Raw genomic sequence first — 24235 nt, 5'->3', positions numbered from 1 at the left:
TTTATGCAAGTCGCTGTATATGCTGTGGAATGCAAGGGGAGCTGGAGGGTTGAAATTTCATTAGATCTTAGCGTGGATAGATGGTGGTGGTCTGTAGCTAGACCGGAGAAGAAAGCTGGGAGTTCCTTAGCGGCGAATAGTTTGGTTCTGCTTTCTTCTGCGTTGCCGCTAGGTTGGGCTGTGAAGCTCCGGGACAACTTTAAACAAAGAAGCGCAATGAGCACCTGGGGGATTAAGGAGTGGGGGCAATATATTAATAGTATGCTTGAGGCTGAGTTGAGAGAGGAGAAAGAGGCAGGGGGACAGTGGGAGGCTCAGTGGTTGAATGATGGAATATTCATATGGAAGCCTAATGAATCAAGTTTCGGAATAGATCAGGACAATAAGAAGAATGAAAGATACGATTGGTGTGAAAAAGAGGATTTTGAATCTGGATTACTAGAATCGGATTCAGAACAATTATTGCGGGCTGTGGCCGGGCGCTCTTTATTGGAGCCGGAAGTAGAAGCGCTGCTGGCAGAAGAATTGCCAGAGCTAGGGGGTTGCTGGCGCCAGGCGGCACAACTGGCGCATCTGCAGGGGCGGCTGATGCTTACAGCCGCCGTAGGCAGTGCGACCCCGGCTGCGCACGGGGCGCGAGCCCGCCAGCTCCCTGCGGGTGCTGGCGTTATGATGCGTGCGGCGGCTAGGCTGCCGCACGCATTGCGGCGCGGCGCTGTCGCTCGCCGCGCGGTTTCGCGCTGCCTGCGTTGCGGCAGCGTGCCCACCGGCCGCACGGCATGCGCCGCGTGCGGGCTTATGGGCTGCGCCTATTGCGAGGCCTGCCTCGCGCTTGGGCGCAGCCGGGCTTGTGCGCTGCTGCTGCGCAGCGCAGCACTTCCGGCCGTGCGGTGCACGGCCGCCCTTGACCCCGCCGGGGCCGCAGGCCGGTGGGGGCTGAGCCCAGCGCAGGCGGGAGCCGCTGGCGCTGCGCTGGGTTTTCTGGCGGAGCCGCGCAAGCGGTCCGCCAGTAGATGCCCAGAGCGGTTTCTACTCTGGGCGGTAACGGGAGCGGGGAAAACGGAGATGATCTTCCCGCTCCTAGAGGCAGTGCTCGCCGCCGGAGGGCGGGCGCTGGTAGCGACGCCGCGACGCGACGTCGTACTTGAGCTCGTGCCGCGGCTCGCCCGGGCTTTTCCGGCGGAGGTTATCGCCGTACTCTATGGCGGCAGCGCAGATCGCTGGGTGAGCGGTCGCTTAACGCTCTCGACCACCCATCAGCTTCTGCGCTTCCATCAAGGTTATGATCTCGTAATCATCGACGAGCTGGATGCGTATCCTTACCACAATGATCCTATGTTGGCCTATGCCGCTGAACAAGCCTGTAAAGTGGACGGCTCTTTCATCTATTTATCAGCTACGCCACCACAAGAAATGCAGCGTTTGGTCCGGTTAGGCAAGCTTCCACATGCCAGAGTGCCTGTCCGCTTCCATGGTCATCCCTTGCCTATCCCGCAGCATTTGAGTATACCCTCGGTTCTAACCTGTCTGAAGCGTGGGAGTTTGCCAAGATCGCTTATACAAAATCTTCAAAAGTCACTGGAGCGAAAAGCACAAATTTTTCTATTTGTGTCTCGAATAGCTCATATCGAAGGATTGCTGATCCTACTTCGTCGTAGCTTTCCCGGCGTGGTTATTGAAGGCACCTCGTCCAAGGATTCATTTCGGGCAGAAAAGGTGACTGCTTTTCGCAACCGTATCATCTCTTTGTTAGTAACTACTACGATCCTGGAACGGGGAGTTACCGTGCCACGCAGTGACGTTTTTATTTTGGATGCAGACAGTGGTCTTTTTGACGAAGCCTCTTTGGTACAGATGGCAGGCCGTGCTGGTCGTTCTAAAGATGATCCTGATGGCCATGTTGTATTTGCCTCCCCTCAGTGGAGCCGATCCCAGCGTGGAGCGATTGCTCAGATTCGTACTATGAATATCATCGCTCGCCGCCATGGATATTTCCGTAAAGGTGGGGCTAAATGAATACCATGCTTATAGGGGTACGAAAATCTTTGTCTCTCCTCCTCACCCCCTCGTTGTCTCAATGTCTAACCTGCGGGAAGCACAGCCCACAGTCCTCACAGCTGCCTGGTATCTGTAAGGATTGTGCGGAATCCATTCCTTGGATACGCGCTCCACGTTGCTTGGTTTGTGGGCGGCATGTAGGCTGTCCAGACTGCACTCGCAGCGCTGAGCCCTCACCCATTGTATGTAACCGGAGTGCGGTAGCCTACACTAATGAGATGAGAGAATGGCTCGGTCAATATAAATATCGCGGGAATGAACGATATGCCCCTCTACTTGGACTCATGCTGGATAGGGCATATTTAACCCTAAAGGAGGAAAAGCAACAGGGGGCTCTTTCATCCCAGAAGGCATCGTGTTTTCATCTTATTCAACATATAAGGTACAAAAAAAACAGCCTTTGGTCAGCTGATTTATTAGTTCCGGTACCTGTCAGTGATTCAAGGCTTCTAGAACGGGGGTTCAATCAAGCGGAAAGATTGGCCGATGTTCTATCTCGTCATAGGAAGATTCCTCAGCTACCGCTACTAATTCGTACGCATCATACGGGTAAGCAGAGCTTTAAAGGACGTGCGGAAAGACTGGCCGATATGAAGAATGCTTTTGGAGCGAATCCGGCAGTCTCCACACCATTTAAGGATTGGCTGAAAGATAACTCACCTGTAAGCCGTCCTATTCGAATTATTATTGTTGATGATATCTATACAACCGGAAGCACGATTCGTGCTTGTGCCGAAATTCTAAAACAAATGGTTTCTAACTATGATTATGCTGCAGAAATCTATAGCCTAACCTGGGCGCGTTCCTAAAGCGAAAATGCATGATTGTGAACAGCTATATCCATTCCATTAAGGATTAGTTGCGGTTGGTAGCGTTTCTTCTGTCCCATAGACGAATTCCTTGCAATCATGTAATCTAGGAGCATAAGAATATTATGCATTGCACAGAATGTACGGAGAGGAGCGGCTGCTTGTTATGAATTTAGACAATTGTCCAAGGTGCGGCCGGTTGTTTGTCAAGAATCTTATGGGGTTGTGCCAGGTCTGTATCAAAGAGCTGGAGCATGAATATGAGATCTGCGTGAATTATTTACGGGAAAACAAAGGAACCAACATTCAGGAGCTCTCCGATGCTACGGGGATTTCTATTAAAGAGATTACCCGCTTTATTCGAGAAGGCCGGATTTCTATAGCTAATGCACCCAATATGATGTACCCTTGCGAAGTGTGTGGTACACTGATTCGGGATGGCCATATGTGTGACAGCTGTCGTAGTCGGCTCAGGAAAGATCTCACGAATGCTGTCAAGGAAAATTCTGCTGAGGATACTACTAAAAAGACATCTGATGGTGCATATCGTGCCATAGATAAGCTGCGTGACCTATAAAATCTGCAAAAAAACGTTTGCAGCTATAAAGAATGTTTCAGTCTACGCCGATAAACTTAGTAAAGATTATCGGCTTTTTTATATTAGAAGGAAGGTGGAAGTTATGAAAATTAACGAGACCGGACGAATTAACGCGATTAATCCGTATCAACGCAGCGCGGAAGCGCAAAGGCAGGAACAAATGAAGAAAAGCACACGCAAGGATGAGGTTTCGATCTCTGATGAAGCGATTCAACTCTTGCAAGCACAAAACACTGGCAAGAATGATCCAGAACGCGCACTTAAGATCGACAATCTAAAGCAGCAGGTCTCCGCAGGTACCTATCAAGTTGATGCATCTAAGCTAGCAGAGAAACTCGCCCCTTACTTTAAGCAATCCTCCGAGAATTAGGTGAAAACATCCATGGCATTGACGACATTAATAGAACTATTGGAGCGGCTAGATGGAGTGCATAATCAAATGCTGGATCTGGCCGCTGAGAAGAAACAGACGATTATGGATAACAAGGTGGATGCGTTAATAGACATCCTTAACCGTGAGTCCAAGCTAATGAAGGTAATTGGGCAGCTCGAGGAAGAGCGAATATTAGCCGCATATACCGTTTTGCAAGGCGTGGGTATTCGTTCCAACCTGAACCTGAACCTAACGGAGCTGTCCAGGCTTATATTTGACCCTGAAGACAAGGCACGACTGCTGCATATTCAGCAGAAGCTTTCGGGCACTTTACATCGCCTGAAAGAAGCCAATGACCTAAATCAGAAGCTGATAGAGCAGTCGCTTACATTTATAGATTATTCTTTGGATCTGTTGGTCGGAAGACCAAATCAGGATATTACTTATCATCGTCCGTCCGACAAAGGCAATAACGTAAATCGGTCGGGGATTTTTGATGCACGAGGTTAGAATTGTACTGATGAAGTGTTCTGCCGGAGCAGAACATAAGGAGGAGTAAGAAGCATGACATCCACATTTCACTCGATAGAGACGGCGAGACGCAGCCTTTTTACTCAGACCGCAGCTCTTAATACAACTGGACACAATATCGCTAATGCGAATACCGAAGGTTATACTCGTCAACGTGTTAATATGCAAGCCTCTTTACCTATTGAAGCATACGGATTGTTTAAATCTACCGTTCCAGGTCAAATGGGTACAGGGGTGGAATTCTCATCTATCGATCGGATTCGAGAAATGTTTCTGGATGATCAGTACCGTGGTGAGAACGCTGCTTTCGGCAACTGGAGTCTTCAAGCAGATACGCTCTCTAAGCTGGAAGCTATCGTTAATGAGCCATCGGATACAGGCATTCGTACAGTTCTGGATAACTTCTGGAAATCGTGGTCGGATCTAAGTAAGAACCCTGAAGATCCAACAGCCCGTAAAATTGTAGTGCAAACTGCACAATCTTTGACGGATGCTATGAACTATATGAGCACGCAACTGAATAATCTGGAGCGGGATCTAACCACTAATATAGATGTTAAGGCAAAAGAAGCTCAGGGTTACCTGACCGCGATCGCAGATCTAAATAAATCGATCTATAAGATTGAGGGTATGGGGGATCATGCGAACGATCTACGTGATCAACGCGACTTGATGGCGGACAAGCTCTCCAAAATTGCTAATATTACTGTTGTAGAGACGGAAGCAGGTTATAACATTTCTTTAGGGGGACAACCTCTCGTAGAGGGTGGGGAAGTAACTGCAACCGTAGATGGCGCGTTTCTTAATAATGCTTATGCCTCTGGAACCTTGAAGGGCGGCGAGGCTTACGGAATGATTTTTTCCAATAATACCTATGTTGCCGATTACAAGAAACAGCTCAATGATTTGGCGAGCACTATTGCTACAGGTGACGTTGAAATTACAGTGCCAGCTGGCTCCAATCTTCCTGAGGGCACAGTGTTGACTAGTGATGCCAAGATTACACAAGCTGACGGTACCGTAGTTACTTTGACCGCTGGTCAGGCCATGCCTAAGGGCGCAACAATGTATGAGGACGCCAAGACCATTGTCAAAGGGTTAAACGGACTTCACAAGTTAGGTTACGCGATGGATGGAAGCGTCGGACGCGATTTCTTTGTAACATCAGGTGAGGCTGGAACGATCAAACTGAATCCGGAAATTGCAGCTGACGTAAATCTATTTGCAACTTCGCTTCGTACAACTGTTGATGCGAATGGAAATACGCAAGTCGTTAAAGGAAATAACACCTTGGCGCTTCTATTGACGAACCTGAAGGATAGTAAATTTACTAAGCCAGACGGTAGTGTGAGCAACACTGTTGGTGGGCTTTTCAGTTCTATGGTTGGTCAACTTGGTATTCAATCCCAAGAGGCTGCACGTCAGACGGATAACTCAGATTATCTCGTAGAGCAAGTTAACTCCCGTCGTCAATCAGTCAGCGGTGTATCCCTAGATGAAGAAATGTCGAATATGCTAGTATTCCAGCATGCTTATAGTGCCGCAGCGCGTTTTATGACTACTTTTGATGAACTGCTCGACAAATTGATCAATTCCACCGGCACAGTCGGCAGATAAAAGGAGATATAGCGTATGTTGAGAGTAACCTCTAACATGATGAATTCACAGCTTCTGCTTAACTTAAACCGTAATGCACGTACGATGAACGATACACAGTTACAGCTTTCCAGCGGACGCAAAATCAACAAGCCTTCCGATGATCCGGTAGGAATCACGTATTCCCTGCGCTATCGTGCGGAGCTTTCCTCTAATGAACAATATACTAAGAATGTAGATAGCGCTCTTTCGTGGCTTGATTACAATGATACAGTGCTGGGTCAAGCTGGAGATGTCGTTCAAAAGATTCGTGAATTGACTGTACAAGCTTCGACAGGAAGTAATCCACAGTCTGCACTCGATAGTATTAATGAAGAAGTATTACAGTTAAAAGAACAACTTGTAGATATTTCTAATAGCAAGTTGAACGGCAAGTATATCTTTAATGGCGAGCAATACAACACGAAACCATATGATTTCGTTAAAGGTGCGGATGGTACCTACGATGTATCTAAGGCTATTACTACAGATATTGGGCAGATTCAGTTTATTGTAGGTGAAGATGTACGTATGCCGATAAGTATGACTGGGAATGAAGTCTTCGGTAATACTGGAGATGCTGACAACCTGTTTGCAATCATTAATAATATTTCTAATGCTTTAAAAGCTGGTGATTTTACAGCTATATCAGGTCAACTTGACGTAATTGATACGCGTATGGAGACTATTTTGTCTGCACGCTCTGAGATTGGGGCTAAGACTAACCGCGTTGAATTGATGCAGGATCGGCTTAGCGATTTAAATATTAACTTAACAGATCTTCAGGCCAAAACAGAGGATGCAGATTATGAAGGGTTAATAATGGAGTCAAAGATTCAAGAAAATATCTACAACGCCTCACTATCTGTAGGAGCGAAGATTATATCAACAACTCTCGTGGATTTCATAAGATAACGGAGGTGGGGATCTTTGCTGCAACCAATTCTGCAAATTCGCCAGACACCTGCCATACTTGGTATTGATGCAGATCTAGGTGCTTATTCTATTACTCAACCCAAGGCGGATGTTATTATAGAAACGACCTTAGGGGAATGGGACATTCAGTCTTTCCCTCCAGAGCTTACAATAGATCAATCTAGAGCTTTTGCAGCTTATAATGGTGGTAATACGTTAGATATGAACAAACGAATATATTCAGGTATTCAACAGTTATACCTTCAGGGTATTGCTAGGAAGGTAGAGCAGGGAAATCGGATGGCCCAATTTTTCAAACCAGGCAACACGATTGCTGAAGTATACGGCACAGATACCGAACCGAATTCGTTTCCTGAGACAAGAGGACCTGCATCATACGATAATGTTGATATCCATTTTGAGACCAGGGCTCCACAAATTGAATTTCGACCTGCGAAGGTTAACATTCAAACAGAAGGGCACCGTCCGGAGATTGAGTACAACCGTGGCAAGTTGAATATATATATGCAGCAATACGCTTCCATACAGTTTATACCACCAGAAATTAACGTTCAGTTGTAGTTTTTGAGCTATAGATGTGCTAGAAAAGCGCTTCTATAGCTTTTCTGTTGTTTATTATGAAATAACCTATACGAGGGAACACTTTAAAGGAGAGATTGATTTGATTATAGAGACATTATCTTGGGGAATATTAGAAGTGAATGAGGAACAGCTATATCATTTCTCGAAGGGGATTCCTGGTTTCGATGATGAGACTGATTTTGCACTGCTATCTATGGACGATTCTTCCTTCTGGTATTTGCAGTCGGTAAAAGAGAAAAGTCTTTCATTTCTTTTAGGTGATCCTTTTTTATTTTATCCTACTTACGAATTTGAACTCCCTAATGATGAGGTCGAAGAATTGGAAATTGAGTCAAATATGCTAATTAGATGTATTATCACGTTAAAGGATCAAGTAGAACAATCCACAATTAACTTGTTGGGTCCAATTGTATTTAATCCAGACACAAAGATGGGGAAACAAATTATTCTACACAGATCTTCTTATCTTACGAAACATAACTTGTTACAAGGATACACTACTATAAAGGGAAAGGGTGATGAATGATATGCTAGTACTTTCTCGCAAAAAAGGAGAGTCTATCGTCATTCAGGACCAAATAGAGCTGACAATCCTGGGAGTGGAAGGAGATGTTGTTAAGTTAGGTATTGCAGCTCCGAAACATGTCGATATTTTCCGAAAAGAGGTTTATCTGTCTATCCAGGAAGCTAATCGAGAGTCTGTTGCTCCTCTCCAATCTGATTTGAACGCACTTATCAATTTACTTCGTCGTCCAGAAGAGGACTGATTTTATATGATCGAAGTATCAATCTGAATCTGTTCAAATGCAGATTCTTTTTTCTTGGCGATGCTAAGATCAAGTGTTTGTGAATACTTAGTATTCGAAGGAGAAATGGAGTCGCGTTTGTAATTAAGAAGGTGAGTAGTGGAATACGAAAAAACTAAAAAGGCTTTGCTTAGAGAAACTTTAAGGATTATGTAAATTTCTCAAAAAAACTTTTAAAAATCACTAAACACTTAGGCACATGCCGTCGATATATAATATAGACGCCAATCCATAGGGTGTTGACCTTAAAGGATTACGTTTACCACAAGGATGTGGAACTAATTTTATTTCAGGGAGGAAATATCAAATGATTATTAACCACAATATTGCAGCTTTGAATACACACCGTCAATTAAGCACAAACACAACGAACACTAATAAGTCGATCGAAAAATTGTCTTCCGGTCTTCGTATTAACCGTGCAGGAGACGACGCAGCGGGGCTCTCAATCTCCGAGAAAATGCGTGGACAAATTCGTGGTCTGGAGCAATCCTCACGTAATGCACAAGATGGTATCTCTTTGATTCAAACAGCAGAAGGTTCGTTAAACGAAGTACATTCGATCACTCAACGTATGCGCGAATTGGCTGTACAATCTGCCAATGATACAAACGTTGCAGCAGACCGTACTTCTTTGCAAGATGAGTACGATGCTTTGGCTACTGAGATTGGCCGTATCAACACAGATACTGAGTTTAATACTCAAAAATTGCTGAACGGTACTGCTGGTGCTACTGGTAAAGTACAAATCCACGTTGGTGCTAACAAAGACCAGAAAATCGAATTGGATTTGAGTCTTGATGGTATTAAATTGGATCAAATTACAACCGATCTAAAAGCAGGAAAAATCAATACACAAGCAGATGCTGAAACTACAATTAAATTGTTAGATGATAATATTGTAAAAGTTTCAACAGGACGTTCAAAACTTGGTGCACTACAAAACCGTTTGGAACATTCTATAGCGAACGTAGATAATGCTGCTGAGAACTTGACAGCTGCTGAATCCCGAGTACGTGATGTTGACATGGCTAAAGAAATGATGAACCAAACCAAAAATAGTATCCTTGCCCAAGCAGCTCAAGCTATGTTGGCTCAAGCAAATCAACAACCACAAGGCGTACTTCAACTTCTTCGTTAATTTATTTGAAGGAAGGAGAGATCTTAGATTCCTAAGATCTCTTTTTTTATTTTCTTTAATATTAATTTTGAATTTCAATAAAGATAGCTGAAGGAAATGACACTTTTTACTAACTATGATAGGTAAAAATGAAGCCTAAAAAATCCAAAGATGCTCTGAAAGTGTTTAAGATTATGTGAATGAGATTGTAATAATAGATACTGGATCTATTGATAATATAAAAGAAATTGCGGAGCCCTAGTATTTTACTATAACTGGAAGGTGAAATTTCTGATGCCAGGAATTTTGCATTAACACAATGCAGGAGGGACTGGACATTGATTTTAAATGCTGATGATTGGTCAAGGAACAAATTAGTGGATTTTTGGAAAATAATGATTTGATGGCAAAAAATATGGATTAATAATAATTTTTATCGAGATGGCTAAGTAAAAGAATCCTAAACATTTGTTCCGTGCTTGATTTCAAGAGGTTCATTTTATGAGGGATAAATTCATGAACAATTTGTCTCCAATCTTCCAAGGAAAACCATACCTATCGACGTTTAACATGATGGATATTATAAAACTGATATATCTAAACGCAATATACAATTAGGTAATGGTATAGATTACTCAAGGACTTTACCAAAGCTCAAGAGTTCTCTTTGTAATGCTATAGCATGACTACATGGAGAGATGGATTATGCCTCAATTAGTTGTTGAATGCCTATATACGATTATAAGCCTTAAAGAATTTGAAAAAAGGTCTTGAAATCATGAAAGCGAAATAAGTAGATTAGCTGATTTTTCCTGATTTCCATTTCGTTGTGGAATATATGAAGCATGTTTTTTATGACATGCAAAAATATATGAAATATTTTCGATGCTTGAAAAATCATTACTTAAAATGTTTGGAATTTAGAGGTGCAACTAAATATGATAGTGTATTAGGAACAGGAAGCTATCTTGCTGCTTATAACTTAGCTTTGTTTTATGAAACCAGTGGTGACTTTAAGAAAGCGGAAGAGTACTATGAATTATCCTCGAATTACAACTACAGGCCAGCTATTATACGTATGAAAGAATTAGGCTTAAAGTAGAAGGTTTATATAAAATCCGAATATACTATTCATAAAAAGTATGAGGTGTTCGATATATAAAATAGAGCCTATATTAAAGGTGCACCATTTTATATTAGGCGAGTTCCACACTTAATCCACATGGATGTGGAAATTATCTGACTTCAGGGAGGAATTACAGAATGATTATTAACCACAATATTGCAGCTTTGAACACGCACCGTCAATTGAGCACGAACACAACGAACACTAATAAGTCAATCGAAAAATTGTCTTCCGGTCTTCGTATTAACCGTGCAGGAGACGACGCAGCAGGGCTCTCAATCTCCGAGAAAATGCGCGGACAAATTCGTGGTCTGGAGCAATCCTCACGTAATGCACAAGATGGTATCTCTTTGATTCAAACGGCAGAGGGTTCATTAAACGAGGTTCATTCGATTACTCAACGTATGCGCGAATTGGCTGTGCAATCTGCCAATGATACAAACGTTGCAGCAGACCGTACTTCATTACAAGACGAGTACGATGCTTTGGCTACTGAGGTTGCTCGTATTAATACAGATACAGAGTTCAATACTCAAAAATTATTAGACGGTTCAGCGGGTAATGCTGGTAAAGTTCAAATCCACGTAGGCGCTAATAAAGATCAAAAAATTGAATTGGACTTAAGCACAGATGGTATTGACTTGACTACTATAGCAGGCGATCTTGCAGGTGGTGACATAAGTACTCAAACCGATGCTGAAACTACTATTAAATTGTTAGACGATAATATTGCGAAAATCTCGACAGGACGTTCAAAACTTGGTGCGTTACAAAATCGTCTTGAACACTCTATTGCAAACGTAGATAATGCTGCTGAGAACTTGACTGCAGCTGAGTCCCGTGTTCGTGACGTTGATATGGCGAAAGAGATGATGAATCAGACGAAAAATAGCATCCTTGCTCAAGCTGCTCAGGCTATGCTGGCTCAAGCGAATCAACAACCTCAAGGTGTGCTTCAACTTCTTCGTTAATTAATCAAAAGAAAGAGATCATAGGCTTCTATGATCTCTTTCTTTTTGTCTCATGGTGCTCTTTGTTTATGTGATTAACTCTATCATTTTATAAAGTTTAATGATTGTGAACGAATAAAGTCCAAATTTTGTACTGCAACAAGTGATTGGCTGTTAATTATAAAAAAGAGTATTTAGAAATAAAAATAAATGGAAATATACTATTCATAAATCGAATGGGAATTTCGATATATATAATAGAGCCAATATGATAGGGCGGCCGACCTTTCATAAGGAATCTATTTATATTTAATCCACATGGATGTGGAAATCATCAAAATTCAGGGAGGAATATTAAAATGATTATTAATCACAATATTGCGGCTTTGAACACACACCGTCAATTAAGCACAAATACTACTAACACTAACAAATCGATCGAGAAATTGTCTTCGGGTCTTCGCATTAACCGTGCAGGAGACGATGCAGCGGGGCTCTCAATCTCCGAGAAAATGCGTGGACAGATTCGCGGTTTGGAGCAATCCTCCCGTAATGCACAAGATGGTATTTCTTTGATTCAAACAGCAGAGGGTTCATTAAACGAGGTGCATTCAATTACTCAACGTATGCGTGAGTTGGCTGTACAATCTGCCAATGATACAAACGTTGCAGCTGACCGTACATCTTTGAAAGATGAGTACGACGCTTTGGCTACTGAAATCAAACGTATTAATACAGATACCGAGTTCAATACCCAAAAATTATTGGATGGATCTGCAGGTACTGCTGGTGTAGTACAGATCCATGTTGGAGCTAATAAAGATCAAAAAATTGCAATCGATTTGAATGCTGTAAAGTTAGATGCAATTCATACAGCTGTCGCAGCTGGAGATATTAGTACTCAGGCTAATGCAGAAGCTGCAATCCAAATACTGGATACGAACATCGGCTTGATTTCAACAGGACGTTCTAAGCTTGGTGCATTGCAAAACCGTTTGGAACATTCCATTGCAAACGTAGATAATGCTGCAGAAAACTTGACAGCTGCTGAATCTCGCGTGCGTGACGTAGATATGGCTAAAGAAATGATGAACCAAACGAAAAATAGCATTCTTGCTCAGGCAGCTCAAGCTATGTTGGCGCAAGCTAACCAACAACCTCAAGGCGTACTTCAATTGCTTCGTTAATATTTTAATAAGGAAAGGAATGGTTACGACCATTCCTTTTTCTATATAATGCAGTTAATTTTTCCAAAGTGGAAAAGGAGTTTTCAGCTTTCCACTTTGGAAAAATCACACTACATCAAAGGAGAAAACATCATGTCCGATAAATCTATTAATACGCTTATTCCTGAATATATGAAACAATTTTCTTGTATTGGAGCTGCTTGTGAAGATACCTGCTGTTCAGGATGGAGAGTAGATATTGATGAAGAAACCTATAAAAAATACAAAAAAGTAAAACAATATGAGATGAAAGATAGTTTGAATAGAAATATAATTCGAAATCGCTCTAACCCTACTAAGGGGAATGTCGCCAAAATGAAGATGGAGCATTCGAAGTGTTCTTTTTTAAGTGATGAAGGTTGGTGTAACATTCAATTGAAGTTAGGAGAAGATTATTTATGCGATACATGTACTGTTTATCCAAGAAGAATAAATAATGTGAATGGAGTAATCGAACGTTCCTTAACAGTTTCTTGTCCGGAAGCTGCTAGATTAATTCTGCTAAATAAGAATGGAATTAGCTTTGAGCAGGGTCAAGAAGATTTGCCGAGTAGAGATCTTACGAGTGCAACTATTCAAAGTAATAGTGAGGAAATAACAAGCTGGAGAGATCTGTTTAATGAATATAGATATATTAGTATACTAATATTGCAAGAAAGAAAATATACATTAGAAGAAAGATTGCTAATCTTAGGTTTACTTTATAATGAGCTAGAAGAGTGTGTAGTTAGTAATAATATAAACGATATTCCTGACATCTTAGGAAAGTATTTGGAATGTATAGACACTGATTTGTTTAATGGGGCATTTGATAATATTCCGAAACGCTTAGATATTCAACTTAGATTGTGTAGAGAGCTTGTATTGTTGCGATTGTCGCAAGGTATCAGTTCCTCAAGGTATTTGGAGTGTTCGAGGGATATGATGACTGGCTTGAAGATTGAAGAGAACCTTACAGATAGTGCACTGGGGGATATTTACGATAATGCTATAAGTGAGTATTATTTACCCTTTATGAAGGAACATGAGTACATGCTTGAAAATTATCTAGTGAACTATGTTTTTAAAAATTGTATGCCTTTGGATTCAAAATCTCCTTTTCAAAGTTATGCACAATTAATCGTACACTATTCATTGATTAAGCTTCATTTAGTAGGCATGGCAAACCATAATGAAGGATTAACCTCTGAAATGGTAATTAAATTAATACAATCTATATCTAAGACGTTTGAGCATAATAAGCAGTTTCTTAATAAAATAATGAAATTAATTAAAGATAATAAATTTATGAACTTAACGTATATGTCAATATTAATTAAAAACTAAGTGGTAAAAGCCATGTTTAAAGATCCAAAATTCATGTTATGAACGAGGTTGCTATAAGTACTATGAATCAAGGCTCTGGTAAAACCAGAGCTTCTTTATTTTATAACCATTAATAAGCGTAAAAAAATTCTTTTTTTTCTGATTATTAATGGTTTCCTAAAACTTCGGCTACTGTACGCCGATATATATAGTAAATTGTTTCCGGAGGGTTCAATATGAATGTACAGTTGTCTTTGTCAGCAAGTGCAGGGCAAGCTTCGAATTATTCTGAGAGGACTTCTTTGACGAAGGATAAGGTGGTGGATGCTCTCATTCAATCACCTGCTAATGGTCAGGAGCTAAGTAAACTGGAAAAGGAAGGGGCTCAAATTACTGTAGGTGAGGAACAACTTGTGCGGAGTATTGAAAGAGCTGTAAAAGCCCTTCAAGGCCCGAGTACTACCTTAGAAGTTAGTATCCATAATAAGACTCATGCCATAATGGTCAAAGTACTTAATAAGGAGACTGGAGAATTAATCAGGGAAATCCCACCAGAAAAAACCTTAGATCTTGTAGCTAAAATGATGGAAATTGCTGGTATTATAATAGACGAGAGAGTATAGAATGAGGAGGATATTGAAATGAGGGTTAGTGGTTTAGCATCTGGAATGGATATTGACTCCATTGTTAAAGAATTAATGACGGCAAAGCGTGCACCTTTAGATAAATTGAATCAACAGAAACAAGTTATTCAATGGACGAGAGATAGCTATAGGGATATTAATTCTAAGGTCGTTGATTTTAGAAATAAGCTTTCAAATTTAAAAATGTCATCTGCTATGAACGGAATGAAGTCAACAGTAACTGGTAATACATCAGCTTTGACTGCTGTAGCTAATGCGGAAGCTAATCAGATTCCTATGGATATTATTGTGAATAGGCTGGCATCCAATGAACAAATAACAACTAATTCTACATTGAGCAACATCACTTCTAAAAGTACTTTAAAAGAAGTTGCTACTGCAAGCGGATTTACTGCAACTCCCGATGCTGAAGGCAAAAATGTTTATAAAATGATCGTAAATGGTCAAACCTTTTCATTTGATGAAAGCACCAACGTATCGCAAGTAGTTAGCACAATAAACGCTAACGCTGAAGCTAAAGTTACAGCAACCTTTGATCAGGTCAAAGGTAAATTGATTCTAACCTCGAAAAAGTTTGAAGATTCAATATCTGTAACAAGCCCAGGGGTTGGAGAGAACGGCTTATTGAATCTGTTCGGGGGTAGCACAACTGAAGGTGCGCAAACTGCGCAAATATCAGTAAATGGTACAGATAAAGAATTTACTAGTAATAAATTTATATTGAATGGAGTATCTATAAACCTTCTTAGTAAGACAGAAGACGGAAAAGCCTCCAAAATCTCAACGATTGTTGATTCTACTAAGATGCTAGAAACGATTACATCCTTCGTTAATGATTTTAACGATCTTTTAGGAATGCTGAATACAAAGAAAAGTGAAGCTAGGTATCGGGACTTTCAGCCGTTGACTGATGATCAGAAAAAGAGTATGAATGATGATGATATAGAAAATTGGCAAAAAAAGGCAATGAGCGGGCTGCTGAAAAATGATAGTATACTATCTTCAGCGGCTAGTGTAATGAGAGAATCTATTTTTAGTGGATTAAATGGTATAGGTGGAATCAATCTTTCTTCCATTGGTATAGATACTGGGCAGTATTTTGAGGGTGGCAAGCTTTACATTAAAGATGCGGAAAAGCTGAAGAAGGCGATAGAAGATAATCCACAGGGTGTTATGGATTTATTTCAAACCAATTCAACAGACAAATCTGCACCAAAAGGAATATTTGTTCAAATGTATAATAGCCTTGATGGCGTTCTTAGTACACTTGCCAACAAAGCCGGTACATCTAAATACTCTACTGATGCAAATACCACATACAAAGAAGAAAGTATTATGGGTAAACAGTTAAAGGAATTGACAAAGCGCGTTACTGAACTAACTACCCGTTTAACCAAAATGGAGACAAGCTATTATAAACAGTTTTCTGCGATGGAAACTGCTATGAATAAATATAATGCACAGTCAACAAGTTTAACTAATTTCATAGCACAATAATCAACTGAGGTGAGAATTTATGATGACTTCTCCTTATGAAAAATATCGCCAATCTTCCGTTCAGACATCAACTCCTGCACAATTGCTTATCATGAGCTATGATGGAGTTATACGTTTTGTTAGATTGGCAATGGAGGCTTTATCCAAGCGTGACTTCGAGAAAACAAATCTAAATTTTGGTAAAGCTCAAACCATTATGAGTGAGTTGACTTGTGCATTGAATTTTAATTATGAGATTTCTAAAAATCTGTTTTCCCTATATGAATATATAAATCACTTATTGGTTGAAGCAAACATTCATAAAACTCCAGATAAAGCTGAAGAGGCTCTTGGTTATCTAACCGAGCTTCGGGAAACTTGGCTACAAGCATCGAAGATCGCTGTGGGTCAGGGACAGGCTGATAGTGCTCATGGATGAATTAATCCGGAGTTTGGATCAACTCACCCGGGAGATCGAAGAGCGTCTTCAAGAGACCACCTATGAGGAGTTGGAGGCTTTTGTGGACGAGCGCCAGAAACTTGTCGATTCAATTGCAGAAGAAGCCAAAATTTGTCGAGCAACGCCTGCACAAAAGCAAGAAATTAATCTAATTTTGGAACATGATAATATGATCTTAGATAGAATGAATGCTCTTCGCTTCGAAGCTCAAGACTGGCTGCAGAAGCGGAATCAGGCCAAAACCCAACGCAACGCCTATGAGGCCGCCTACACCCCAGACAGTTTTCTTATGGATCGCAAAAAATAGTTTTATCAGTGTTTCACTATAGGAGTAGACGGGTATTAAATACCGTCTGCTCCTTTTTTTTGATCATTGTACCGAATCTATTTCTTGTTTATGGAAAATTTAATAGTTTATTTTACGTGGTAAATTATTGAATGTAAACATTTTCTTTTCCAATTGACAATAAAGAAGTTACGGTGGTATAGTCGAATTGTGAGCAAGACTCACGTTCATCTGATGACGAAGGGAATGTTTAATCAATGGAAGGTAAAGTAAAATGGTTTAACGCAGAAAAAGGTTATGGTTTTATCGAGACTGCAGACGGTGGCGACGTATTCGTACACTTTTCCGCGATTCAAACTGATGGTTTCAAGACATTGGATGAAGGTCAATCCGTAGAATTCGATATCGTTGAAGGTGCACGTGGACCACAAGCAGCTAACGTAATCAAATTATAATCATCCGGCGAAGCCGAACTACATATAAGTAGATGGTTAGCAATTTAGACAGCGCTAGCAGGGATCTTGGAATCTTCCAAGATCCTTTTTTTGTGCGTTCATATGTGTCTAGTATAGCCAATCCTAGTAAAGAAAATAGCCTATTTTGCAAATTCATTTTATGGAAAATGTTAGAACTCTGCAAAAGGTGGGTAATAGATATACGTTGAGCTGTTTATCTTACCTCGACACACACTATGTTAGCCTAGGTTACTACATTCACGAAGAAATTCAATATAGCCTAAGCTATCAAAACAATTAGGAGGGTGATTAGCAGGATGAAGAAGATGTGGCGCGGTCTTATGACCGGAATATTAGGTACTAGTATGTTATTGGGGTCTCTCGGCAGCGTATCTGCTGCAACTGTACCTAAGGATATTCAAGGCCACTGGGCGCAAGGTCAGCTGCAGGAATGGCTAGATAGAGGTTACCTTGGAGGCTACCCAGATGGAACGGTGAAACCAAACAAAGCAATTACGCGCGGTGAGTATGTGACTATGGTAAATCGCCTGTTAGGGTTTACAACTAAAGCAACAGTAACTTTCAAAGACATGAAGAGCACAAACTGGAATTACAGTGAAGTGGCTAAAGCCGTGGAAGCTGGATATATCGGAGGATACGAGGATAATACATTCCGTCCTAATAATCCGCTTACAAGAGAAGAGGCCGCTGTAATTACTGCAAAATTACTTAAATTGAGCACCAATACAACTTCGAACAAATTTAAAGACAATGCACAAATTGCAGCATGGGCAAAAGGTGCTGTAGCAGCCGCAGTGGAAAAGAAGATTGTTAACGGTTATCCAGATGGAACCTTTGGTCCTAAGAGATCGTTAACACGTGCCGAGGCTGTAGGTATTATCAATACTTCAGCTATCTATTATCCTGGTAGTGGCACAGGTGGTGGTGTAACACCTACACCAACTCCAACAGCTACTCCGACACCAACAGCTACACCAACCCCAACTGCTGCTCCAGGTGGCAGTACTGGCGGAGGTTCTGGTGGTGGTAACAGTGGCGGCGAAAGTAGCACAGCGCCAACAGTAAGTGGGGCAACCTACGGTAATGTTGGTTCGGTCACAGCGGATGTATACCTGACACCTTCCGTAACTGGTGCAGTATACTATGTTGTAGCTCCTTATAATGCTGATGTAACTGCTCCAACTGCATTGCAGGTGGAAAAAGGACAAATTAGTAACGGGACTGCAAGTGGTATCCATGGTAGTGTTGCGACTGTAGCTAAAACAACGGTTACATTCTCTGTTTACGGATTGAATCCTGGTACAGAATATGCAACATATATCACGCTGGCGGATGCAGCTGGTAACTTGTCTACTGTAACGACAGTTCGGTTGACTACTGCTCAAGCTACTGCTAGCTCGATTTCGCTTTTTGAGCCGGGACAAGTTAGTACAGTTACAGCAGATGTATATGTTAAATATGGTGTGACAGGTGGCACTACAACCCCAGTTAGATATGTAGTATTGCCAGCAAATGATAAGGCACCTACTGCAGCGCAGATTGCTTTAGGTCAAAATGGTAGCGGTACTGCATTGGCTGCTCCATGGACTAACACGCTTACGTTTGCTCCTGGTGTAAAGCATACACAGACTTTAACTGGTTTAGCAGCAAATACTGCCTATAAGGTATATGTTATTGCAGGATCGGGTTCTCAATGGTCTCCTGTAGAAATCATTCAAATTCATACCAAATAGCCTGACCTTATGTGATTTCATTCGGAGAATATAAGAGTGGAATCCGTACTATAATAACGACAGGTTTACTTTTGGTCCGGTAGGGCGATTGGTTGCTCTTACCGGACTTGTTTTATTTGTGAACGCTATGACAACATTTGTTATCTAAATGTAAGGGCTGTAAGGAATTGCTTTTTACTTAGCGCTTACAATTTGGTATAATGAAGGTGTAACTAAAGGAGGAGTGGCCATGCAATTCACCATTCGAGGTCAACAAATTGACGTGACCGACGCTTTGAGAGAGTATGTTGATAAGAAGCTCAGCAAACTTGAGAAGTATTTCGAAGCACCCCCTACCTCTGAAGGGTCTGTGACGCTTGGCGTAGTTCGCGGCCTTCATACGGTGGAAGTAACCATTCCGCTTGCTGGCGTGACGCTTCGTGCGGAAGATCGCAGCGATGACATGTATGCTTCCATAGACGCCGTTGTGGACAAGCTGGAACGCCAAATTCGCAAACACAAAACGAAGCTGAACCGTAAGTTCCGTCAAGAGGGACTCAAAACGCTGTTTGTGGATGGAGCTAGTGCCGCTGTTGCTGTAGAAGAACAAGATTATGATGATTTAGAAGTGGTTAGGAACAAACGCTTTACGATGAAGCCGATGGATGTGGAAGAAGCGATTCTGCAAATGAACATGGTTGGACATAATTTCTTTGTGTTTTCCAATATCGACACCTCGGAAGTTAGCGTAGTTTACAAACGTGATGATGGTAAATATGGACTGATTGAACAGGGCTAAGATACAATGATGCCAGTTATGCTCTAAGTATAAAGGGCCTCGAGAGTTAGTCAGAACCTAGGAAATTTAAACCGAGCCCCTATTCGCTTATAGCGAATAGGGCTCTTGTGCGTATATATGAAAAATGTGGCTGTTACACCTTGTATTGCGGCATCTCTTACAAACTGTTACAATTTATGAAGCAGCGGAATCGAATTTATAAATGGCCCTTTCAATTTTGTGAGGATGGGCTCGGTTCCACCATCTGTGTTGCATGAAAGGGGTTAACCATGCTAGGACTTGTAAAGAAAATATTCGGAGACACAAACGATCGTGACGTTAAACGTCTCATGAAGACAGTCGATGTAATTAATGGATTGGAGCCGGAATTTGTAGCACTATCCGATGAAGCTTTAAAAGCTAAGACGGAAGAGTTCCGCGCCCGTATTGAGAAAGGCGAAACCTTGGAAGAAATTCTTCCTGAGGCGTTTGCAACCGTACGTGAAGCTTCCAAACGGACGCTTGGCATGCGGCATTTTGATGTACAGTTAATTGGTGGTATGGCCCTGCATGAAGGCCGAATCTCCGAGATGAAGACTGGTGAAGGTAAGACTCTAGTAGGAACATTGCCAGTGTACTTAAATGCTTTGCTTGGTAAAGGCGTACACGTAGTAACGGTCAATGACTATTTGGCTCAGCGCGACAGCGCACAAATGGCACAAATCTATAACTTCCTGGGCATGACGGTTGGGGTTAACCTAAGCGGTATGGACCATGCTGATAAACAAGATGCTTACGCCTGCGATATTACGTATGGCACGAACAACGAATTTGGTTTCGATTATTTGCGTGACAACATGGTGCTTTATAAAGAACAAATGGTTCAGCGCCCTCTTTATTTCTGTATTATTGATGAAGTGGACTCCATTCTTATTGATGAAGCACGTACACCTCTTATCATTTCCGGACAAGCTGAGAAGTCTACTGAATTGTACTTTGCAGCAGACCGCTTTGTGAAAAAGCTTAAAGCTGAAGAAGACTACACAGTTGATATCAAAGTGAAGTCTGTAGCCTTGACTGAAAAAGGTGTAGCTACTGCTGAACGTGCTTTTGGTATTGAGAACTTGTATGATCACAGTCATGTAACCTTGAATCACCATATCGTCCAAGCCCTGAAAGCAAACGTAATTATGCGTCGTGACGTAGATTACGTTGTTAACGAGGGTGAGGTCGTTATTGTTGATGAATTTACGGGACGTTTAATGTCAGGCCGTCGTTATAGTGACGGTTTGCACCAAGCGATTGAAGCGAAGGAAGAAATCGAAGTACAGAATGAGAGCATGACGCTTGCTACGATTACTTTCCAGAACTATTTCCGTATGTATCGCAAATTGGGCGGTATGACAGGTACAGCTAAAACTGAGGAAGAAGAGTTCAAGAAGATTTATGGTCTTGAAGTTCTTCAAGTCCCTACGAATAAACCAAATCAGCGCATAGATATGCCGGATGTCGTCTACAAGAGTGAGAACGGTAAGTTCAACGCTGTAGTGGCAGAAATTGTAGAACGTCACAAAAAGAACCAACCTGTACTTGTGGGTACAGTGTCGATTGAGAATTCAGAGCTCGTATCTGAAATGCTGAAGCGCAAAGGCGTTAGACACCAAGTGCTTAACGCGAAGCATCACGCTGCGGAAGCTGAAATCATTACACATGCAGGTCAGCCTGGTACAGTTACGATTGCTACCAACATGGCAGGTCGTGGTACGGACATCGTTCTGGGCGAAGGTGTGACAGATCTTGGTGGTCTGCATATCATTGGTACAGAGCGTCATGAATCGCGCCGGATTGATAACCAGCTGCGTGGTCGTGCGGGTCGTCAAGGAGACCCGGGTTCTACACAATTCTACTTGTCCCTTGGTGATGAATTGATGAAGCGTTTCGGCGCTGACAACGTTTTGAGTATGATGGATCGCCTTGGGTTTGAGGAAGATCAGCCCATTGAGAGCCGCATGATTACGCGTGCTGTGGAATCTGCTCAGAAACGTGTTGAAGGTAATAACTTTGATATTCGTAAAGTCGTATTGCAATATGATGACGTGATGAATCAACAGCGTGAAATTATTTATAAACAACGCCGTGAGATTCTGGAGTCTGAAAATATTAAAGATATCGTACTTGAAATGATCAAGCCAGTTATTGAACGTATTGTTCACGCACACTGCAGTGACGATATTCCTGAGAACTGGGAGCTGCAAGAAGTTGCTGATTACGTAAACAGCAAGCTGCTTGAAGAAGGTGCTTTGACTCGCGATATTCTGTGGGGCAAGGAAGCAGAAGAGATCATTGAGTACATCTTTGAACGTGTACTTGAGAAATATGCTGCTCGTGAAGAACGCCTGGGTTCAGAATTGGTACGTGAATTCGAGAAGGTAATTGTGCTGCGCTCCGTGGACAGCAAGTGGATGGATCATATCGATGCGATGGATCAATTGCGTCAAGGGATTCACCTACGTGCTTACGGTGGTACAGATCCACTTCGCGAGTATCAATTCGAAGGTTTCGAAATGTTTAATACTATGACGGCTACGATTCAAGAAGAAGTAGCTACTTATATTATGAAGGCTCACATCGAGACAAATCAGGAGCGTCAATCCGTTGTAGAGGAAAATAAAATTTCCACTAACAGCGAACCTGCTGAGAAACGTCCGGTACATGTTGAGGCGGCAGCTGGTCGTAATGATCTTTGCCCTTGCGGAAGCGGCAAGAAGTACAAGAACTGCCACGGTCAAAACGCATAAGACAAACGTTTAGTAGCGCTCATATTCAGGTGTTGAAGATGTAAGTCTTTAGCCCTGATCTCTATGGGTATACTAACCATAAAGAGCGGCTGGGCCCGGGGGTATCCCCCGTTTACGGCCCAGTCGCTTTTTTGGATATTTAGCACTTGAGTGAATGTGGAATGGAGAGAAGGTTTGGAACTGGAGAAACGGAGTGTTCGCCTTTATTTCGGGATTCCAACCGCTATGCGGTTATCAATTCAAGGAATCTGGAAACAACAGCGATCGGAAGTCCAATCCTTCTCGGAATGGCTGAACATTCACTCATTACTAACTTTCCAATAGCGAAGACCGTAACAACCTATTTTGAAAGGTGAAGTGACCATATGATTGAAGCTAATGTAAAGCAGGATCTGCGTGAAATAGGCAAGAAACTAACTGACCTTAGGGGGTCTCTTTGACTTAGATCTTAAGCAAGAGATGATCTCGAACTTTGAAGAAAAAATGGCTGCTCCAGGCTTCTGGGATAATCCAGAGCAGGCACAGAGCGTGATCGGCGAGATGAATGCCGTGAAATCGTCCGTGGATCAATACGAGAAGCTGCAACAAGAATACGACGATGCTGCGATGATGGCAGAGCTTGCGGATGAAGAGGGCGATGAAGATCTTGCGGCAGAGATTGGGGAGACGATCAGCAGTTTAGGCAGCAAAGTGGATGAATTCGAGCTGCAATTGCTACTTAACCAGCCGTATGACAAGCTGAATGCTATTCTTGAGCTCCATCCGGGTGCGGGCGGTACGGAATCCCAAGACTGGGGCCAGATGCTACTGCGGATGTATACCCGTTGGGCTGAAAAACGTGGATTCAAGGTTGAGGTGCTGGACTACTTACCAGGTGATGAAGCGGGAATTAAGAGTGTTACACTACTTATTAAAGGCTTCAACGCCTACGGATATCTGAAAGCTGAAAAAGGTGTACATCGGCTAGTACGGATTTCTCCGTTTGACTCTTCGGGCAGACGGCATACCTCTTTTGTATCCTGTGATGTCGTTCCGGAAATTGCCGATGATGTAGAAGTTGAAATTCGTACTGAGGATTTGAAGATCGATACGTATCGGGCGAGCGGCGCGGGTGGACAGCATATTAATACCACAGACTCTGCGGTGCGGATTACCCACTTACCTACGGGTGTGGTGGTAACCTGTCAGAACGAACGTTCACAGATCAAAAACCGCGAGCAAGCAATGAAGATGCTGCGTTCCAAGTTGTATGAGCGTAAACTGCAAGAACAGCAACAGCATTTGGATGAGATTCGCGGCGAGCAATCCGATATTGCTTGGGGCAGTCAGATTCGTTCCTATGTATTCCATCCGTATAACATGGTTAAGGATCACCGTACTTCCGTGGAAACGGGGAATGTGGGTTCTGTGATGGACGGAGATATTGATGTATTCATTGATGGTTACTTGCGTAGCCAGATCAAGATTGAGGCAGAATAAAAGAGAGAGTTTCGGGGGAAACGGATACCATTCATGGATTAGGATGGGATGGCCGTTTCTTCTTTCGTAGA

At 42.1% G+C, this 24235-nt stretch carries 24 protein-coding genes; all 24 read left to right on the top strand.

Annotated elements, in window-relative coordinates; translation table 11 throughout:
• The first annotated feature begins 3 nt into the window (after positions 1 to 3).
• Complete coding sequence (locus NST94_RS27645; RefSeq protein WP_339281487.1) at positions 4 to 2016, top strand: helicase-related protein; 2013 nt, start codon at positions 4 to 6, stop codon at positions 2014 to 2016.
• On the top strand, positions 2013 to 2867 hold the full coding sequence (locus NST94_RS27640; RefSeq protein WP_339281486.1) for a ComF family protein: 855 nt from the start codon (positions 2013 to 2015) through the stop codon (positions 2865 to 2867). The genes NST94_RS27645 and NST94_RS27640 overlap by 4 nt, the downstream gene beginning before the upstream one ends.
• A gap of 166 nt (positions 2868 to 3033) precedes the next feature.
• Entirely contained in the window at positions 3034 to 3444 is a 411-nt protein-coding gene (locus tag NST94_RS27635; RefSeq protein WP_076182297.1) for a TIGR03826 family flagellar region protein, read from the top strand.
• 103 nt (positions 3445 to 3547) lie between these two features.
• Positions 3548 to 3835, top strand: a complete 288-nt coding sequence (flgM, locus tag NST94_RS27630) for a flagellar biosynthesis anti-sigma factor FlgM (protein ID WP_036678454.1) — start codon at positions 3548 to 3550, stop codon at positions 3833 to 3835.
• 12 nt (positions 3836 to 3847) lie between these two features.
• Positions 3848 to 4348 (top strand): flagellar protein FlgN, encoded by a 501-nt coding sequence (locus NST94_RS27625; RefSeq protein WP_076301444.1) that lies wholly within the window; start codon positions 3848 to 3850, stop codon positions 4346 to 4348.
• 54 nt (positions 4349 to 4402) lie between these two features.
• The gene (flgK, locus tag NST94_RS27620; RefSeq protein WP_076301443.1) at positions 4403 to 5986 is read left to right on the top strand and encodes a flagellar hook-associated protein FlgK; all 1584 of its coding nucleotides are present in this window, start codon (positions 4403 to 4405) and stop codon (positions 5984 to 5986) included.
• 15 nt (positions 5987 to 6001) lie between these two features.
• Complete coding sequence (flgL, locus tag NST94_RS27615) at positions 6002 to 6919, top strand: flagellar hook-associated protein FlgL (RefSeq protein ID WP_175618901.1); 918 nt, start codon at positions 6002 to 6004, stop codon at positions 6917 to 6919.
• A gap of 15 nt (positions 6920 to 6934) precedes the next feature.
• The gene (locus NST94_RS27610) at positions 6935 to 7501 is read left to right on the top strand and encodes a DUF6470 family protein (RefSeq protein ID WP_076301442.1); all 567 of its coding nucleotides are present in this window, start codon (positions 6935 to 6937) and stop codon (positions 7499 to 7501) included.
• A 100-nt stretch (positions 7502 to 7601) separates the two neighbouring features.
• Positions 7602 to 8048 carry a flagellar assembly protein FliW gene (locus tag NST94_RS27605; RefSeq protein WP_076301441.1) on the top strand — a complete coding sequence of 149 codons (447 nt, stop codon included), beginning with the start codon at positions 7602 to 7604 and terminating at the stop codon, positions 8046 to 8048.
• 1 nt (position 8049) lies between these two features.
• Positions 8050 to 8289: a carbon storage regulator CsrA gene (gene csrA / locus NST94_RS27600; protein ID WP_076301559.1), complete on the top strand. Its 240-nt coding sequence runs from the start codon at positions 8050 to 8052 to the stop codon at positions 8287 to 8289.
• Positions 8290 to 8635: 346 nt separating this feature from the next.
• Positions 8636 to 9469 carry a flagellin gene (locus NST94_RS27595; RefSeq protein ID WP_076301440.1) on the top strand — a complete coding sequence of 278 codons (834 nt, stop codon included), beginning with the start codon at positions 8636 to 8638 and terminating at the stop codon, positions 9467 to 9469.
• A gap of 808 nt (positions 9470 to 10277) precedes the next feature.
• Positions 10278 to 10550, top strand: coding sequence for a cell wall biosynthesis glycosyltransferase (locus NST94_RS27590; RefSeq protein ID WP_179089364.1), 273 nt, complete (start codon positions 10278 to 10280; stop codon positions 10548 to 10550).
• A 161-nt stretch (positions 10551 to 10711) separates the two neighbouring features.
• Positions 10712 to 11545 carry a flagellin gene (locus NST94_RS27585; RefSeq protein WP_076301438.1) on the top strand — a complete coding sequence of 278 codons (834 nt, stop codon included), beginning with the start codon at positions 10712 to 10714 and terminating at the stop codon, positions 11543 to 11545.
• 338 nt (positions 11546 to 11883) lie between these two features.
• Entirely contained in the window at positions 11884 to 12711 is an 828-nt protein-coding gene (locus tag NST94_RS27580; protein ID WP_339281485.1) for a flagellin, read from the top strand.
• Between the two features lie 132 nt (positions 12712 to 12843).
• A complete protein-coding gene (fliB, locus tag NST94_RS27575; protein ID WP_076305774.1) occupies positions 12844 to 14076 on the top strand; it encodes a flagellin lysine-N-methylase in 1233 nt (410 codons plus the stop codon).
• A gap of 215 nt (positions 14077 to 14291) precedes the next feature.
• Positions 14292 to 14678 carry a flagellar protein FlaG gene (locus NST94_RS27570; protein ID WP_076301435.1) on the top strand — a complete coding sequence of 129 codons (387 nt, stop codon included), beginning with the start codon at positions 14292 to 14294 and terminating at the stop codon, positions 14676 to 14678.
• Between the two features lie 18 nt (positions 14679 to 14696).
• Positions 14697 to 16196 carry a flagellar filament capping protein FliD gene (gene fliD, locus NST94_RS27565; RefSeq protein ID WP_076301434.1) on the top strand — a complete coding sequence of 500 codons (1500 nt, stop codon included), beginning with the start codon at positions 14697 to 14699 and terminating at the stop codon, positions 16194 to 16196.
• Between the two features lie 19 nt (positions 16197 to 16215).
• On the top strand, positions 16216 to 16614 hold the full coding sequence (gene fliS / locus NST94_RS27560) for a flagellar export chaperone FliS (RefSeq protein WP_339281484.1): 399 nt from the start codon (positions 16216 to 16218) through the stop codon (positions 16612 to 16614).
• Entirely contained in the window at positions 16607 to 16942 is a 336-nt protein-coding gene (locus tag NST94_RS27555; RefSeq protein ID WP_339281483.1) for a hypothetical protein, read from the top strand. The genes fliS and NST94_RS27555 overlap by 8 nt, the downstream gene beginning before the upstream one ends.
• Positions 16943 to 17178: 236 nt before the next feature.
• The gene (locus NST94_RS27550; RefSeq protein WP_019915069.1) at positions 17179 to 17376 is read left to right on the top strand and encodes a cold shock domain-containing protein; all 198 of its coding nucleotides are present in this window, start codon (positions 17179 to 17181) and stop codon (positions 17374 to 17376) included.
• Positions 17377 to 17693: 317 nt separating this feature from the next.
• On the top strand, positions 17694 to 19130 hold the full coding sequence (locus NST94_RS27545; protein ID WP_339281482.1) for an S-layer homology domain-containing protein: 1437 nt from the start codon (positions 17694 to 17696) through the stop codon (positions 19128 to 19130).
• A 229-nt stretch (positions 19131 to 19359) separates the two neighbouring features.
• Positions 19360 to 19908 carry a ribosome-associated translation inhibitor RaiA gene (gene raiA, locus NST94_RS27540; RefSeq protein WP_036678506.1) on the top strand — a complete coding sequence of 183 codons (549 nt, stop codon included), beginning with the start codon at positions 19360 to 19362 and terminating at the stop codon, positions 19906 to 19908.
• 269 nt (positions 19909 to 20177) lie between these two features.
• Positions 20178 to 22685 carry a preprotein translocase subunit SecA gene (secA, locus tag NST94_RS27535; protein ID WP_036678509.1) on the top strand — a complete coding sequence of 836 codons (2508 nt, stop codon included), beginning with the start codon at positions 20178 to 20180 and terminating at the stop codon, positions 22683 to 22685.
• A gap of 365 nt (positions 22686 to 23050) precedes the next feature.
• A protein-coding gene (gene prfB, locus NST94_RS27530; protein ID WP_139329815.1) for a peptide chain release factor 2 occupies positions 23051 to 24164 on the top strand; the annotation gives its coding sequence in 2 pieces (ribosomal slippage) (positions 23051 to 23122 and positions 23124 to 24164; 1113 coding nt in all).
• Positions 24165 to 24235 lie beyond the last annotated feature (71 nt).

This window comes from Paenibacillus sp. FSL H8-0282 (assembly GCF_037963825.1).
Classification (GTDB): domain Bacteria; phylum Bacillota; class Bacilli; order Paenibacillales; family Paenibacillaceae; genus Paenibacillus_AQ; species Paenibacillus_AQ odorifer.
This window is presented reverse-complemented; position numbering and strand designations above follow the sequence as displayed.

What these genes read in the sequence shown, in the direction of transcription:
- NST94_RS27645 (WP_339281487.1), top strand. Translation starts at nt 4, where the DNA reads ATGCAAGTCGCTGTATATGCTGTGGAATGCAAGGGGAGCTGGAGGGTT.
- NST94_RS27640 (WP_339281486.1), top strand. Translation starts at nt 2,013, where the DNA reads ATGAATACCATGCTTATAGGGGTACGAAAATCTTTGTCTCTCCTCCTC.
- NST94_RS27635 (WP_076182297.1), top strand. Translation starts at nt 3,034, where the DNA reads ATGAATTTAGACAATTGTCCAAGGTGCGGCCGGTTGTTTGTCAAGAAT.
- flgM (WP_036678454.1), top strand. Translation starts at nt 3,548, where the DNA reads ATGAAAATTAACGAGACCGGACGAATTAACGCGATTAATCCGTATCAA.
- NST94_RS27625 (WP_076301444.1), top strand. Translation starts at nt 3,848, where the DNA reads ATGGCATTGACGACATTAATAGAACTATTGGAGCGGCTAGATGGAGTG.
- flgK (WP_076301443.1), top strand. Translation starts at nt 4,403, where the DNA reads ATGACATCCACATTTCACTCGATAGAGACGGCGAGACGCAGCCTTTTT.
- flgL (WP_175618901.1), top strand. Translation starts at nt 6,002, where the DNA reads ATGTTGAGAGTAACCTCTAACATGATGAATTCACAGCTTCTGCTTAAC.
- csrA (WP_076301559.1), top strand. Translation starts at nt 8,050, where the DNA reads ATGCTAGTACTTTCTCGCAAAAAAGGAGAGTCTATCGTCATTCAGGAC.
- NST94_RS27595 (WP_076301440.1), top strand. Translation starts at nt 8,636, where the DNA reads ATGATTATTAACCACAATATTGCAGCTTTGAATACACACCGTCAATTA.
- NST94_RS27585 (WP_076301438.1), top strand. Translation starts at nt 10,712, where the DNA reads ATGATTATTAACCACAATATTGCAGCTTTGAACACGCACCGTCAATTG.
- NST94_RS27580 (WP_339281485.1), top strand. Translation starts at nt 11,884, where the DNA reads ATGATTATTAATCACAATATTGCGGCTTTGAACACACACCGTCAATTA.
- fliB (WP_076305774.1), top strand. Translation starts at nt 12,844, where the DNA reads ATGTCCGATAAATCTATTAATACGCTTATTCCTGAATATATGAAACAA.
- NST94_RS27570 (WP_076301435.1), top strand. Translation starts at nt 14,292, where the DNA reads ATGAATGTACAGTTGTCTTTGTCAGCAAGTGCAGGGCAAGCTTCGAAT.
- fliD (WP_076301434.1), top strand. Translation starts at nt 14,697, where the DNA reads ATGAGGGTTAGTGGTTTAGCATCTGGAATGGATATTGACTCCATTGTT.
- fliS (WP_339281484.1), top strand. Translation starts at nt 16,216, where the DNA reads ATGATGACTTCTCCTTATGAAAAATATCGCCAATCTTCCGTTCAGACA.
- NST94_RS27555 (WP_339281483.1), top strand. Translation starts at nt 16,607, where the DNA reads ATGGATGAATTAATCCGGAGTTTGGATCAACTCACCCGGGAGATCGAA.
- NST94_RS27550 (WP_019915069.1), top strand. Translation starts at nt 17,179, where the DNA reads ATGGAAGGTAAAGTAAAATGGTTTAACGCAGAAAAAGGTTATGGTTTT.
- NST94_RS27545 (WP_339281482.1), top strand. Translation starts at nt 17,694, where the DNA reads ATGAAGAAGATGTGGCGCGGTCTTATGACCGGAATATTAGGTACTAGT.
- raiA (WP_036678506.1), top strand. Translation starts at nt 19,360, where the DNA reads ATGCAATTCACCATTCGAGGTCAACAAATTGACGTGACCGACGCTTTG.
- secA (WP_036678509.1), top strand. Translation starts at nt 20,178, where the DNA reads ATGCTAGGACTTGTAAAGAAAATATTCGGAGACACAAACGATCGTGAC.